This is a genomic window from Pseudarthrobacter niigatensis (assembly GCF_030812615.1).
Lineage (GTDB): Bacteria > Actinomycetota > Actinomycetes > Actinomycetales > Micrococcaceae > Arthrobacter > Arthrobacter niigatensis.
In genome coordinates this window covers 18,197-32,785 of the sequence record NZ_JAUSTB010000015.1, presented here as the reverse complement: position 1 = coordinate 32,785, position 14,589 = coordinate 18,197, and the positions used below count along the sequence as shown (strand labels likewise).

Below are 14,589 nucleotides of genomic sequence, written 5' to 3'. Positions count from 1 at the left end.
CCTTTAGAGTCCTACTTCGGCTGACTGGAGGAGGGCGACGGCGTCGGGCTGGCCTTCGAAGGTGACCAGGGCGTGGCGGGTGCGGCCATGGGCGTGCATGAGCAATTCACCCGGCTCACCGACGATTGCCACCGAAACAGGTGCCCGCTTGGCGACGTGGCGGGGGCCGGACGGACGGACCAGGACAATGCCCAGGTCCACGCCGCGGTAGAGGATGGCGGCACGCTTGACCAGTTCGTCCCACAACGCATCCGAGTAGGCCTCGTCCAGGGCCCTGGGCGCCCACCGGTCCACGGCACGGCGGACGTCCTCCGTATGGACGAAGTATTCAATCAGGTTGGCGCTCTCATCCAGCGCAGGGATGCTCATCGGAGAGAGGGCAGGCGGCCCGGCGCGGAAGGTGTTCACCAGCCGGGCGTAGTCCTCGTTGGTGGTGAGCTTGGCGGCCAGCTTCGCGGTGGCCTGGTCAGAGGCCTTTGCCAGGCGCTTGATGATCAAACCGAGCCCGACGGCGGCCTTCCGCTCGCGCAGGTAAAGGTGCGCGGCAAGGTCCCTGGTGCGCCAGCCCTTGCACAGCGTGGGCGCATCAGGGCCGGCCGCAAGCAGGGTTTCGGCAAGGACTTCTCGGGACGGTTCGACGAAATGCATCACTTGTGAAACTAGCACGAGTGGTGTGGAGATGGGCAGCACTGCGGCGGCCGGTGGCGTGCCGTTGTTCACAACAGGAGAACGCTCCGGCGGAGGCACTAGACTTGAGGCGATGTCTGAGCAGCCAACCCCCGTCCAAACCGCAGGATCCGCCGCGTCCCACGTGCCGGCGTCGTCCGTCGGATCCTCACCGGCGAGCCCGCTTCCCAAGGAGGTGGCCGCCGCCCTCAAACGCGATGGCGCGGGCCTGGTGGCCGCCGTGGTGCAGCAGTATGACACGAACGAAGTGCTCATGCTCGGCTGGATGGACGACGAAGCCCTGCACCGCACCATGACCACCGGCCGCGTGACGTTCTACTCCCGCTCCCGCCAGGAGTACTGGCGCAAGGGGGACACCTCGGGACACGTCCAGTGGGTGAAGTCCGTAGCCATGGACTGCGACGGCGACGCCCTCCTGGTGCGCGTCGACCAAGTGGGTGCCGCCTGCCACACCGGGACCCGGACCTGCTTCGACGGCAGGGACCTTGACGCCGTCGCGGGCCAGGCAGGCTAGGCCGAACACATGGCCCGGGCCGGCCGGCAGCCGGCTGCGGGCATCCCATGCAAAGCACATCCAAGGAACCGGCGCTGCCGGGCCTTTCGAAGAACAGGTGGACAAGCACAGCCATGCAGGACCTCGGAACCATCAGCCCCAGCCTTGAGGAGTTCCGCGAACTCGCCGGCCACAGCCGCGTCATTCCCGTCCGGCTCAAGGTGCTCGCCGACGCCGAAACCCCCATCGGCCTTTACCGGAAGCTGGCCCAGGGGCAGCCCGGCACCTTCCTGATGGAATCGGCCGCCGTGGGCGGAGCCTGGTCGCGCTATTCCTTCATCGGTGCCCGGTCGCGGGCCACGCTGACCACCAAGGACGGCCAGGCGCACTGGCTGGGCGAGCCGCCCGCCGGGGTACCGGTCAGCGGCAGCCCGGTGGACGCCATCCGCGACACCATCGAGGCCCTGCGCACGGACCGGTTCGAGGGGCTCCCGCCCTTCACGTCCGGCCTGGTGGGCTTCCTCGGCTGGGAAACTGTCCGCCACTGGGAGCGGCTGGTCAGTCCGCCGGAGGACGATCTGCACCTGCCCGAGATGGCCCTGAACCTGGTCACGGACATGGCGGTGCACGACAACGTTGACGGCACGGTCCTGCTGATTGCCAACGCCATCAACTTCGACAACAGCTCCGAGCGCGTCGATGAGGCCTGGCATGACGCCGTCGCCCGGGTCAAGGAACTCCTGGCCAGGATCAGCGCGCCCGTGGTGCAGCCGGTCTCCGTGCTGGCACCGGCAGCCCTGGACTTTGCGTCCAGCGTCCAGGAACGCTGGGACGAAGCCGAGTACCTGGCAGCCCTGGACCGCGGCAAGGAAGCCATTGTTGACGGCGAGGTCTTCCAGGTGGTGATCTCGCGTCGCTTCGAGATGGAGTGCAAGGCATCTGCCCTGGACGTCTACCGCGTGCTCCGTAACACCAACCCCAGCCCGTACATGTACATCTTCAGCCTTGAAGACGCCGAGGGCCGCGAATACTCCATCGTCGGGTCCTCCCCGGAGGCACTGGTAACGGTCACCGGCGAGGAAGTCATCACCCACCCCATCGCCGGTTCCCGCCCCCGCGGCAAGACCGTCGAAGCGGACAAGGCACTGGCCGAGGAATTGCTGGCCGACCAAAAGGAACGCGCCGAGCACCTCATGCTGGTGGACCTGTCCCGCAATGACCTCTCCAAGGTCTGCGTTGCCGGCACCGTCGATGTCACCCAGTTCATGGAGGTGGAGCGCTTCAGCCACATCATGCACCTGGTATCCACCGTGGTGGGGCAGCTCGCCCCGCAGGCCAAAGCCTATGACGTCCTTAAGGCCACTTTCCCGGCCGGCACGCTCTCCGGGGCCCCCAAGCCCAGGGCGCTGCGCCTCCTCGATGAACTGGAACCGCACCGCCGCGGCATCTACGGCGGCGTGGTGGGCTACCTCGACTTCGCCGGCGACATGGACATGGCCATTGCCATCAGGTCCGCGCTGCTCCGCGAGGGGCGCGCCTACGTCCAGGCCGGGGGCGGCATCGTGGCAGACTCGGTGAACCCCACCGAGGCCATGGAAACCGTCAACAAGGCCGCCGCCCCGCTGCGTGCGGTCCACACCGCCGGATCCCTGCACAACATTTCGGCGGAATCCCTCCCCGGCGGGACCGATTCCTGATGACGAGTTCCGGAGCAACGGTTGACCCCGCAGGCAACGCCGGCACACCAGGCGGTGCCGGCAAACCCGGGACGCGCCGCGCCACGCCCGCGTGGGCACGCAAGTCCACGCTGGTGCTGCTGATCACGGTCCTCGCGCTGGCAGCCTTCGGCAGCACCACGCAAACCTGGATGACAGCCACCCTCGACCCCAACCAGGTAGGGCAGGCCGGCGCCGCGCAAAGTGTCATCCAGGTGCAGGGCAGCAAGGCCGCCACCACCGTGACGGCCCTGGCGCTGGTGGCCCTGGCCGGCGGACTTGCCGCTGCCATTGCCGGCAGGATCGCCCGGTGGGTCATCACCGCCATCATCGTCCTGGCCTCTGCCGGCGTTGTTACCGCCGCGGCGATCGTCCTGGCGGACCCGCTCGCGGCCGCGCAGGGCACCATCGCAGGCGCCACCGGGATCTCCGGCAGCCAGGCGCACGTTGAGCTCACCCCCTTCCCGGCACTCGCCGTCGTCGCCGGCTGCCTGCTGGCGCTGGCAGCCGTGCTGATCCTGCCGGCGTCCCGCCACTGGAAGACACGGACGAAATATGACGCACCCGGCGCCGCCGGGACCGCTGCAGCGGCCGGGCCGGTGGACGAGATCGACAGCTGGGACCGGCTTTCCCGCGGCGAGGACCCGACCTAAGGCCTTCGGCCGCCACCGCCGGGCAAGGGCGTCCAGCCCTGCGGTACGCGGGCGGCGGCCAAAAAATGGCAGAATGTAAGCAGTATCCACCCTGAGGAGATTTTCCATGAGCAAAGCACCTGCGTCCGTTTCCAAGTCCGGCACCCGCCAGGTCGCCCCGGGCGCCATTGACCACAGCCAGGAACTCGGCCACGGCAACAGCCCGGCCGCATGGACCTGCGTTATCGTCATGCTCGTCGGCGCGCTCATCGCAGCCATCGCCTTCGTCATCGCCAGCACCCCCATCTTCATCGGCGGCGCCGTTGTCATGGTGATCGGCCTGATCCTCGGTTACGTCATGCGCAAAGCCGGCTACGGCGTCGAGGGCAGCAAGCTGAAGAACTCCGGCCACTGATGGCCACTGTTCTCGATGACATCAACGCCGGTGTCAGGGAGGATATGGACGCCAGGAAGCGCCTTGTTACCCTGGCCGAGCTGAAGGACCTGGCCCAGGCCGCGGCACCCGCCCGCGACGCCTGGGCAGCCCTCGGCGGGACGTCCCCAGCGCGGGAACAGCTGAAAGTCATCGCCGAAATCAAGCGCCGCAGTCCCTCCAAAGGCGATCTCGCCAGCATCGGGGATCCGGCGTCGCTCGCCAGGCAGTACGCCGACGGCGGTGCCTCCGTTATCAGTGTCCTCACCGAGCAGCGCCGCTTCAACGGGTCCCTGGCCGACCTTGATGCCGTGCGCGCCGCCGTCGACATCCCGCTGCTGCGCAAGGACTTCACGCTCGACGAGTACCAGGTCTGGGAGGCCCGCGCCCACGGCGCCGACCTCATCCTGCTCATCGTGGCGGCCCTGTCGGACGCCCAGCTCTCCGAGTTCAGCGCCCTCAGCCGGGAGCTCGGCATGAACGTCCTGGTGGAGACGCACACCGAGGAGGAAATCGAGCGGGCCGTGGCGGCCAACGCCCGGATCATCGGCGTCAACGTACGCAACCTGAAGACGCTCGACGTCGACCGTTCCGTGTTTGCCTCACTCGCGGGAATGATCCCCGCAGAGGCCGTGGTGGTGGCCGAGTCAGGCGTCCGGGACGCTGACGACGTCACGCATTACGCCGCCAGCGGTGCCAACGCCATACTGGTGGGCGAGGCCCTGGTGAGCCACGCGACCCCCCGGGAGCGGATCGCCGAATTCACTGCCGCGGGTGCCGCCGCGATCGCTGCCCGCGCCTGAGGCACACAGCATTCATCCTGCGGGGCCGCTGGCGGGCCGGCAGGGCAGGCACATATTTCCGGCCTCCGGCCGGAGCCGCACACTTTTGACCACTACCAACCGAACAGGACAGGACTGATGGCTGACGCACCCTCGGGAAACGCTGACAACAAGACCGCGGAAGCATTCCTGCAGGGTGGATCCCTGCGCCACGCCCCCGGGCCGTACTTCGGCAATTACGGCGGGCGATGGATGCCTGAGTCGCTCATCGCTGCCCTGGACGAACTCGAAGAGACCTTCAACAAGGCCAAGGACGATCCCGAATTCCGGGCGCAGATCGCCGACCTGAACAAGAACTACTCAGGCCGTCCGTCCCTGCTCACGGAAGCCAAGCGGTTCTCCCAGCACGCCGGGGGAGTAAGGGTGTTCCTCAAGCGCGAGGACCTGAACCACACGGGCTCGCACAAGATCAACAACGTCCTGGGCCAGGCACTGCTCGCCAAGCGCATGGGCAAAACCCGCATCATCGCCGAAACCGGCGCCGGCCAGCACGGCGTGGCCAGTGCCACCGCTGCCGCCCTCATGGGCCTGGAGTGCGTGGTGTACATGGGGGCCGAGGACTGCCGCCGCCAGGCCCTGAACGTTGCCCGGATGGAGCTGCTGGGGGCCAAGGTCATTCCCGTGACCAGCGGGTCCCAGACCCTCAAGGACGCCATCAACGATGCCCTCCGTGACTGGGTAGCCAACGTTTCCACCACCCACTACCTCCTGGGCACCGCCGCCGGAGCCCACCCGTTCCCCGCCATGGTCCGCTACTTCCACGAAGTCATCGGCGAGGAGGCCCGCGCCCAGATCCTCGAGCAGGAGGGCCGGCTCCCGGACGCGGTCTGCGCCTGCATCGGCGGCGGCTCCAACGCCATCGGCATTTTCCACGGGTTCCTGGACGATCCCAGCGTGAAGATCTACGGGTTCGAGGCCGGCGGCGACGGCGTGGAGACCGGCCGTCACGCAGCCACCATCACCCTGGGCAAGCCCGGTGTCCTGCATGGCGCACGCTCCTACCTGATGCAGGACGACGACGGGCAGACCATCGAGTCGCACTCCATCTCCGCCGGACTCGACTACCCGGGCGTCGGCCCGGAGCACTCCTACCTGGCCGACATCGGACGCGTCAGCTACGAGCCCATCACGGACGGTGAAGCGATGGAAGCCTTCCGTCTCCTCTGCCGCACCGAAGGCATTATCCCGGCCATAGAGTCCTCGCACGCGCTGGCAGGAGCCATCAAGGTGGGCCAGCGGCTCGCCGCCGAAGACCCGGCCTCCGCCGGCGACAAGATCGTGATCGTCAACCTGTCCGGACGCGGCGACAAGGACGTGGCCACCGCCGCGGAATGGTTTGACCTGTTGGACAAGAATTCCGCCGAATCCGAAATCGGCAAAGAGGGGGAGCAGCTGTGAACAGCGCAGACATCGCCAGCCAGGCAGGAACCACCAGCAAGTCGGCAGCAGCCATCGACAGGGCGCGCGCCCAGGGGCGCTCGGCCCTCATCGGTTACCTCCCCGCCGGCTACCCCACCGTTGAGGACACCATTGCCGCGGGCATTGCCCTCGCGGAGAACGGTGCCGACCTGATCGAAATCGGCATCCCCTACTCCGACCCCGTCATGGACGGCCAGGTCATTCAGGCCGCCACCACCGAGGCCCTGGCCAAGGGCTTCCACGTCAGCCAGGTGTTCGACGTCGTTGCCGGTATTACCAGCAAGACCGATGCTGCCGTCCTGGTCATGACCTACTGGAACCCTGTGGTCCGCATGGGCGTGGATGAATTCTCCCGGCGCCTCTCCGAGGCCGGCGGCGCCGGCCTGATCACGCCGGACCTGATTCCGGACGAGGCCGCCGAATGGATGGCAGCCTCTGACAAGTACGGGCTGGACCGGGTATTCCTGGTGGCTCCGTCCTCCACGGCGGAGCGCATGCAGCGGACCGTGGACGCAAGCCGCGGCTTCGTCTACGCCGTGTCCATCATGGGCGTCACAGGTGCCCGGACATCCGTCAGCACGGCCGCCAAGGATGTTGTGGCAGCCGCACACGGAGCCGGCGCAGAACGCGTCTGCGTGGGCCTCGGCGTCTCCACCGCTGACCAGGTCCGCGAAATCGCCGCCTACGCCGAAGGCGTCATCGTGGGCACCGCCCTGGTGGCAGCGCTTCGGGACGGGGGAGTGGACGCCGTCGGCGCCCTCACCAAGGACCTCGCCACCGGCCTGGCCCGGGAATCCGGCCTTTCGCGGGAATCCAGGGCGTAGCCGTGCAGCCGCTCCTTCAGGCAACCGCCCTGGCACCCACGTTGGTGTCCGCCAGCATCCCCAGCCCGGACTGGTCCGGCTTCGACATCCCCCTCCCCTGGGGCAGCCTGCGGATCCACGCCTATGCGCTGTGCATCCTGGCCGGCATTGTGGTGGGCCTGTGGCTGACGTCAGTCCGCTGGGCCAAACGCGGCGCCCCTGAAGGCAGCGTCTGGGACATCGTCATCTGGGCCATTCCCTTCGGCATCATCGGGGGCCGGCTCTACCACGTGGTCTCGTCCCCGGACGCTTACTTCGGCCCCGGCTTCAACGGCACCGGAGACCTCTCCCTGATCCCCCAGATCCAGCGCGGCGGGCTGGGAATCTGGGGCGCCGTCGTCCTCGGTGCCGTGGGTGCGTGGATTGGCTGCCGGCGCAGCGGCGTGAAGCTGAGCGCCTTCGTCGATGCCGCGGCGCCGGGACTGCTCCTGGCCCAGGCCATCGGCCGGTGGGGCAACTACTTCAACCAGGAACTCTTCGGTGGGCCCACCACCCTGCCGTGGGGCCTGCAGATCGACGCCAACAACCCCAACTTTCCCGCCGGAATGCCGGCCGACACCCTTTTCCACCCGACATTCCTCTACGAGTCGCTGTGGAACCTGGCCGGCGTGGTGATCCTGCTGGCCCTGGACCGCCGGTTCAGTTTCCGGCGGAGCAGGCTTTTCTGGCTGTACGCCATGTACTACACGCTGGGCCGCGTCTGGATCGAAGCGATGCGGATCGACGACGCCGAGCAGATCAGCATCCTGGGCATCACCACCCGGCTCAATGTCTGGACCAGCATCTTCGTGTTCCTGGCAGCCCTGGCGTTCTTCGTTATCCTGGGGCTCAAGGGGCGCCCGGATCCGGACACGGTGTATCTCGCGGGCCAGGAACCGGACCAGCCGGTCACGGCCGGCCCACATTCTGAGACCGTCACAGAGGTCCGGGATCCGGACAATGTTGTCTCAGATAGTGATTCGCGTGGTAATCTCCCTGATAACCACAGCGGTTCCAGGCATGCTTCCGACCCCACGGAAGAAGCCGCGGCGGCGCCGGCCGGCTCAAAGCCCGGAACGGATGCAACGGCTGCCGGACATTCCGGCAGCACAGCCACGGGATCCGCGTCGGAGGCCGGCACCGGAAAGTAGGGTGCCGTCCAGGCAGGGCAGTAGAGCCACCGCTCGAAGAGCCCGAAACCACAATGTCGTGGCATGGGGCACCGTCCGGACAGCGTGAAGCTGCTGTTCGGTGTTGCCCCGGGCAGGTGCCTGCGTAACCGTTAGTTCAGCAGGCTGCGCTGACCTACAATTTCCAGTAATCAACACTTTGTTGTGCCCTTGCAACGGCGCCGACGAGTGGGGCCAACGGTGTCCCTTCCATACGCACGATCAGGAGGAAGGACGTCTCCCATGACCCAAACTCTTAACACTCCCAGCTGGTCCGGACCGGATCAGCCTGAGGTTGCAGTGTCGCCGTTCAAGCGCTTCGCAGCCATGCCGGAGGCCGCCGGGCTGTACAACCCGGAACAGGAGAAGGACGCCTGCGGACTCGCCATTATTGCGACGCTCCGCGGCGAACCCGGGTACGACATCGTCGATGCCGCCTTGACCGCGCTGCGCAACCTTGAGCACCGCGGCGCCGTGGGCGCCGACGAGGGAACCGGCGACGGCGCGGGGCTGCTCATGCAGATCCCCGACGAGTTCTTCCGGGCCGTCACCGAGTTCGAGCTGCCGGCTCCCGGCCGGTACGTGGCCGGTACCGCGTTCCTTCCTGCCGAGCAGCGGGAGGCCGACGCCGCCAAGGCAGGCATTGAAGGCCTGGCCGCCGACGAGGGCCTGAAGGTCCTCGGCTGGCGTGAAGTGCCGGTGGTTGCCGACCTGGTAGGCGCCATGGCCCGTGCGTGCATGCCGTACTTCTCCCAGCCCTTCCTGGCTTCCGCCAACGGCGAGGAACTGGACCGCAACGAGCTGGACTCCCGCGCCTGGCGGATCCGCAAGCGCGCCCAGAACAAGTTCGGCGTGTACTTCCCGTCGCTGTCCTCCCGCACCATTGTGTACAAGGGCATGCTCACCACCGCGCAGCTGGAGCCGTTCTACCCGGACCTGTCCGACAAGCGGTTCAAGACCAAGCTCGCGATCGTGCACTCGCGCTTCTCCACCAACACCTTCCCGTCCTGGCCGCTCGCGCAGCCGTTCCGGACCATCGCCCACAACGGTGAAATCAACACCGTCAAGGGCAACCGGAACTGGATGCGCGCCCGCCAGTCGCAGCTTGCAAACCCGCTGCTGGGTGAGTCGCCGGAAGAGCTGTACCCCATCTGCACCCCCGGCGCCTCCGACTCCGCATCCTTCGACGAGGTGGCGGAGCTGCTGTGGCTCTCCGGCCGCCCCATCACACACTCGATCATGATGATGATCCCGGAGGCCTGGGAAAACCACGCCACGATGGATCCGGCCCGCCGTGCCTTCTACGAGTACCACTCGCTGCTGATGGAACCCTGGGACGGCCCCGCCGCCGTCTCCTTCACCGACGGCAACCTGGTTGGCGCCACCCTGGACCGCAACGGGCTGCGTCCCGGCCGCTTCTGGATTACCGAGGACGGACTGATCGTCTTCGCCTCCGAGGTGGGCGTGATCGACGTCGAACCCTCCAAGGTGGTCAAGAAGGGCCGCGTGTCTCCGGGCAAGATGTTCCTGGTGGACACCGATGCCGGCCGCATCATCGACGACGAAGAGGTCAAGGCCGAGGTCGCTGCGGCCAACCCGTGGGCCGAGTGGGTCAAGGACAACCTGATCGACCTCAATGACCTGCCCGAGCGTGAGCACGTGGTCCACACCGCCGCGTCCGTGAACATCCGCCAGCGCACCTTCGGCTACACCACCGAGGAACTGAAGATCCTGCTGGGCCCCATGGCCCGGACCGGCGCCGAGCCCCTCGGCGCCATGGGTTCAGATACCCCCGTTGCCGTGCTGTCCAAGCGTCCGCGCCTGCTGTTCGACTACTTCGTGCAGTCCTTCGCGCAGGTCACCAACCCGCCTCTGGATGCCATCCGCGAGGAGCTTGTCACCTCGCTGACCTGCGCCATCGGACCCAACGGCAACCTCCTGGACACCAAGCAGGTCCGCCAGCCGCAGGTCCAGCTGCCGTTCCCGGTGATCAACAACGACCAGCTTGCCAAGATCGCCAACATCGAGGACGCCGACGGCAACCGCGTTGCCATGAAGGTGCGCGGCCTGTACCGCCCCGAAGGCGGCGAGAACGCGCTCCGCGCCCGGCTCACGGAAATCTGCGAGCAGGTCTCCGGCGCCATCAACCGCGGCGTGCAGTACATCGTGCTCTCCGACCGTGACTCCAACGCCCAGTGGGCGCCGATCCCGTCACTGCTGCTGGTCAGCGCCGTGCACCACCACCTGCTGCGCAGCGCCAACCGCACCAAGACCGCCCTGGTGGTCGAGGCCGGCGACGTCCGCGAGACGCACCATGTTGCAGTCCTGATCGGCTATGGCGCCTCCGCCGTCAACCCGTACCTCGCCATGGAATCCGTGGAGCAGCTCATCGCGGCCGGGGACGTCACCGGCGTGACCCCGCAGGACGGCGTCTACAACCTCATCAAGGGCCTGGGCAAGGGCGTCCTGAAGATCATGTCCAAGATGGGCATCTCCACGGTGGCCTCCTACACCGGCGCCCAGACGTTCGAGGCACTGGGCCTGGGCCAGGACCTGGTGGACGAATTCTTCGCCGGCACGCACTCCCAGCTGGGCGGCGTGGGCCTGGACGTCATCGCCGCGGAGGTCTCCGCCCGCCACCAGATGGCCTACCCCGAGGGCGGCATCGAACAGCCGCACCGCCCGCTCCTGGGCGGCGGCGAGTACCAGTGGCGCCGCGACGGCGAGCCGCACCTGTTCAACCCGGAGACCGTCTTCCGGCTGCAGCACGCCACGCGTGAACGCCGCTACGACATCTTCAAGGCGTACACCAGGGGAGTGGACGACCAGTCCACCAACCTCATGACCCTCCGCGGCCTGCTCAAGTTCAAGAACGAGCGCCCGTCCGTTCCCCTTGAGGAAGTGGAGCCTGTCTCCAGCATCGTGAAGCGGTTCTCAACCGGTGCTATGAGCTACGGCTCCATCTCCCAGGAGGCCCACGAGACGCTGGCCATCGCCATGAACCAGCTGGGCGGCAAGTCCAACACCGGTGAGGGCGGCGAGGATGTGGACCGCCTGCTGGACCCGAAGCGCCGCTCCGCTGTCAAGCAGATCGCGTCCGGCCGCTTCGGCGTGACCAGCCTCTACCTGACCAACGCCGACGACATCCAGATCAAGATGGCGCAGGGTGCCAAGCCCGGCGAAGGCGGCCAGCTGATGGCGCAGAAGGTCTACCCGTGGGTGGCCCGCACGCGGCACTCGACCCCGGGGGTCGGCCTGATTTCCCCGCCCCCGCACCACGACATCTACTCGATCGAGGACCTGGCGCAGCTCATCTACGATGCCAAGCGCGCCAACCCCTCGGCCCGTGTGCACGTGAAGCTTGTCTCCGAAGTGGGGATCGGCACCGTGGCGTCCGGCGTGACCAAGGCCAAGGCCGACGTCGTCCTGGTCTCTGGGCATGACGGCGGCACCGGCGCCTCGCCGCTGAACTCGCTCAAACATGCCGGTGTTCCGTGGGAGCTCGGCCTGGCCGAGACCCAGCAGACGCTGATGCTCAATGGCCTGCGCGACCGCGTGGTGGTCCAGGTGGACGGCCAGCTCAAGACCGGCCGCGACGTCGTCATCGCCGCCCTGCTGGGCGGCGAGGAGTTCGGTTTCGCCACCGCTCCGCTGGTGGTGGAAGGCTGCATCATGATGCGCGTCTGCCACCTGGACACCTGCCCGGTGGGCGTCGCCACGCAGAACCCCGAACTGCGGGCCCGCTTCAGCGGCAAGCCGGAGTTCGTGGTCAACTTCTTCGAGTTCCTGGCCGAGGAAGTCCGCGAAATCCTGGCGGAGCTTGGGTTCCGGAGCCTCGAGGAGGCCATCGGCCACGCCGAGGTCCTGGACACCCGCGACGCGGTGGACCACTGGAAGGCCGACGGCCTGGACCTGGACCCGATCCTGCATGGCCTGGAGTTCGACGACGACGCGCCGCTGCGGAACATGACCGGCCAGAACCACGAGCTGGACAAGCACTTTGACCAGCGCCTGATCACCATGGCCACCGAGGCGCTGACGGACCGTAGCCCGGTCAAGATCACCGTGGACGTCATCAACACCGACCGCTCGGTGGGCACCATGCTGGGCCACGTGGTTACCAAGACCTTTGGTACCGACGTCCTGGCCACCGACACCATCGACGTGACGCTCAACGGCACCGCCGGCCAGTCCCTGGGCGCCTTCCTGCCCGCGGGCATCACGCTGCGGCTGTACGGCGACTCGAACGACTACGTGGGCAAGGGCCTGTCCGGCGGCCGGATCATCGTCCGCCCGGACCGCACCAACGTGTTCAAGGCGGAGACCAACGTCATCGCCGGCAACGTGATCGGCTACGGCGCCACCAGCGGCGAGATGTTCCTGCGCGGCCAGGTGGGCGAACGCTTCCTGGTCCGCAACTCCGGTGCCACCGCCGTCGTCGAAGGCATCGGCGACCACGGCTGCGAGTACATGACCGGCGGCCAGACGCTGATCATCGGCCGCACCGGCCGCAACTTCGGTGCGGGCATGTCCGGCGGTACCGCCTACGTCCTGGACCTGCGGACCACCCGCGTCAACAAGCAGGCGCTGGAGTCCGGCGAGCTGCAGCTGCGCGAGCTGGACTCGGAGGACCGCGACATCGTCCACAACTTGCTGGTCAAGCACGTGGAAGAAACTGACTCCCAGCTGGCGGCACGCCTCCTCGAGAACTTCGATGACACCGCTGCCCGCATCACCAAGGTGCTGCCGCGCGACTACGCGGCCGTGCTGCAAACCCGTCTCGACGCCATCGAAGAGGGCCTTGACCCCGACGGCGAAGAAGTATGGTCTCGAATCCTGGAGGTTACCGGTGGCTGATCCACGCGGATTTCTGAAAGTACGCCAGCGTGAAACCCAGCCGCGCCGTCCCGTTCCCGTCCGCATCATGGACTGGAAAGAGGTCTACGAGGCGCAGGAAAAGGGCACGCTGAAGGCCCAGGCCGGACGCTGCATGGACTGTGGTGTTCCGTTCTGCCACCAGGGCTGCCCCTTGGGAAACCTCATTCCCGAGTGGAACGACCTCATGTGGCGGGACAAGGGCGATGAAGCGATCGAGCGCCTGCACGCCACGAACAACTTCCCCGAGTTCACGGGCCGGCTCTGCCCGGCACCCTGCGAGGCGTCCTGCGTGCTGGGAATCAACCAGCCCGCCGTCACCATCAAGCAGGTGGAAGTCTCGATCATCGACGAGGCCTGGGACAACGGCTGGGTCAACCCGCTGCCGCCGGCGCGCCTCACCGGCAAGACCGTTGCGGTGGTCGGCTCCGGTCCTGCCGGCCTGGCCGTCGCCCAGCAGCTCACCCGCGTGGGCCACACCGTTGCCGTCTACGAGCGGGACGACAAGATCGGCGGCCTGCTGCGGTACGGCATCCCCGACTTCAAGATGGAAAAAGAGCAGGTGGACCGCCGGGTCGAGCAGATGAAGGCGGAAGGCACCCGCTTCCGGACCGGCGTGTCCGTGGGGACCGACGTCACCTGGGAGCAGCTGCGCAGGCGCTACGACGCCGTCGTGGTCTGCACGGGTGCCACCGTGCCGCGGGACCTGCCCATCCCGGGCCGCGACCTGGACGGCGTCCACTTCGCCATGGATTATCTGGTGCCCGCCAACCGCGCGGTGGCCGGGGAAACCATCGAGAACCAGATCAACGCCCACGGCAAGCACGTGGTGATCCTGGGCGGCGGCGATACCGGTGCCGACTGCCTGGGCACAGCGCACAGGCATGGTGCCGCGTCCGTGACTACGCTTGCGATTGGCAAGCAGCCCCCGGCTGAGCGGGCCAGCCACCAGCCGTGGCCGACGTTCCCGACCCTGTTCGAGGTTGCCAGTGCCCACGAGGAAGGCGGCGAACGCACCTACCTCGCCTCCACCGTCGAGTTCGTGGGCGAAAACGGCAGGCTTACCGGGGTGAAGGTGGCCGAGACGGAGTTCGTGGATGGCAAGCGGCTCCCCAAGGCCGGCACCGAGCGGATCATTCCCGCCGACCTGGTGTTCCTGTCCCTCGGCTTCACCGGCGCTGAACCGGCCGGAATCACCGAGCAGGTAAGCGCTGAATTCGACGGCCGCGGAAACGTGGCACGCGATGGCTACTACATGACCAACACCGAAGGTGTGTTCGTTGCCGGTGACGCCGGCCGCGGGCAGTCCCTGATCGTGTGGGCCATCGCCGAGGGCCGCGCCGCCGCGGCCGCGGTGGACAAGTACCTGATGGGAAGCACCATCCTTCCTGCGCCTGTAGCGCCAACGGACCGCGCCATCGCCGTCCTCTGACCGCTGTCCCGGGGGATGCATCGAGGGTTCACCTCGCAGACAACTTAACC

The 14,589-nt window shown here is 67.4% G+C and carries 11 protein-coding genes; 10 read left to right on the top strand and 1 reads right to left on the bottom strand.

What is annotated here, in order from left to right; all coding sequences use genetic code 11:
- Positions 1–3: 3 nt before the first annotated feature.
- A complete protein-coding gene (locus J2T23_RS17515) occupies positions 4–648 on the bottom strand; it encodes a TIGR03085 family metal-binding protein (protein WP_141160744.1) in 645 nt (214 codons plus the stop codon).
- Positions 649–760: 112 nt separating this feature from the next.
- Here J2T23_RS17515 and hisI point away from each other — a divergent pair, with 112 nt between their 5' ends.
- The 10 genes from hisI (at position 761) to J2T23_RS17465 (ending at position 14,539) form a co-directional block, all read left to right on the top strand.
- Entirely contained in the window at positions 761–1,201 is a 441-nt protein-coding gene (gene hisI, locus J2T23_RS17510; protein ID WP_141181310.1) for a phosphoribosyl-AMP cyclohydrolase, read from the top strand.
- A 113-nt stretch (positions 1,202–1,314) separates the two neighbouring features.
- A complete protein-coding gene (locus J2T23_RS17505) occupies positions 1,315–2,877 on the top strand; it encodes an anthranilate synthase component I (protein ID WP_307362068.1) in 1,563 nt (520 codons plus the stop codon).
- Entirely contained in the window at positions 2,877–3,548 is a 672-nt protein-coding gene (locus J2T23_RS17500) for a Trp biosynthesis-associated membrane protein (protein WP_307362066.1), read from the top strand. The genes J2T23_RS17505 and J2T23_RS17500 overlap by 1 nt, the downstream gene beginning before the upstream one ends.
- Before the next feature lie 106 nt (positions 3,549–3,654).
- Complete coding sequence (locus J2T23_RS17495; RefSeq protein WP_141160741.1) at positions 3,655–3,942, top strand: HGxxPAAW family protein; 288 nt, start codon at positions 3,655–3,657, stop codon at positions 3,940–3,942.
- Positions 3,942–4,763 carry an indole-3-glycerol phosphate synthase TrpC gene (gene trpC, locus J2T23_RS17490; protein WP_307362062.1) on the top strand — a complete coding sequence of 274 codons (822 nt, stop codon included), beginning with the start codon at positions 3,942–3,944 and terminating at the stop codon, positions 4,761–4,763. The genes J2T23_RS17495 and trpC overlap by 1 nt, the downstream gene beginning before the upstream one ends.
- Positions 4,764–4,880: 117 nt before the next feature.
- Positions 4,881–6,200: a tryptophan synthase subunit beta gene (gene trpB / locus J2T23_RS17485; RefSeq protein ID WP_141160739.1), complete on the top strand. Its 1,320-nt coding sequence runs from the start codon at positions 4,881–4,883 to the stop codon at positions 6,198–6,200.
- Positions 6,197–7,045, top strand: a complete 849-nt coding sequence (gene trpA / locus J2T23_RS17480; RefSeq protein WP_141160738.1) for a tryptophan synthase subunit alpha — start codon at positions 6,197–6,199, stop codon at positions 7,043–7,045. The genes trpB and trpA overlap by 4 nt, the downstream gene beginning before the upstream one ends.
- A gap of 2 nt (positions 7,046–7,047) precedes the next feature.
- Entirely contained in the window at positions 7,048–8,214 is a 1,167-nt protein-coding gene (gene lgt / locus J2T23_RS17475) for a prolipoprotein diacylglyceryl transferase (RefSeq protein WP_307362058.1), read from the top strand.
- A 261-nt stretch (positions 8,215–8,475) separates the two neighbouring features.
- Positions 8,476–13,089 carry a glutamate synthase large subunit gene (gltB, locus tag J2T23_RS17470; RefSeq protein WP_307362056.1) on the top strand — a complete coding sequence of 1,538 codons (4,614 nt, stop codon included), beginning with the start codon at positions 8,476–8,478 and terminating at the stop codon, positions 13,087–13,089.
- Entirely contained in the window at positions 13,082–14,539 is a 1,458-nt protein-coding gene (locus J2T23_RS17465; RefSeq protein ID WP_141181317.1) for a glutamate synthase subunit beta, read from the top strand. The genes gltB and J2T23_RS17465 overlap by 8 nt, the downstream gene beginning before the upstream one ends.
- Positions 14,540–14,589 lie beyond the last annotated feature (50 nt).

Excerpts from the sequence above, each read along its gene's own strand:
- J2T23_RS17515 (WP_141160744.1), bottom strand. The coding sequence starts at position 648 with ATGCATTTCGTCGAACCGTCCCGAGAAGTCCTTGCCGAAACCCTGCTT.
- hisI (WP_141181310.1), top strand. The coding sequence starts at position 761 with ATGTCTGAGCAGCCAACCCCCGTCCAAACCGCAGGATCCGCCGCGTCC.
- J2T23_RS17505 (WP_307362068.1), top strand. The coding sequence starts at position 1,315 with ATGCAGGACCTCGGAACCATCAGCCCCAGCCTTGAGGAGTTCCGCGAA.
- J2T23_RS17500 (WP_307362066.1), top strand. The coding sequence starts at position 2,877 with ATGACGAGTTCCGGAGCAACGGTTGACCCCGCAGGCAACGCCGGCACA.
- J2T23_RS17495 (WP_141160741.1), top strand. The coding sequence starts at position 3,655 with ATGAGCAAAGCACCTGCGTCCGTTTCCAAGTCCGGCACCCGCCAGGTC.
- trpC (WP_307362062.1), top strand. The coding sequence starts at position 3,942 with ATGGCCACTGTTCTCGATGACATCAACGCCGGTGTCAGGGAGGATATG.
- trpB (WP_141160739.1), top strand. The coding sequence starts at position 4,881 with ATGGCTGACGCACCCTCGGGAAACGCTGACAACAAGACCGCGGAAGCA.
- gltB (WP_307362056.1), top strand. The coding sequence starts at position 8,476 with ATGACCCAAACTCTTAACACTCCCAGCTGGTCCGGACCGGATCAGCCT.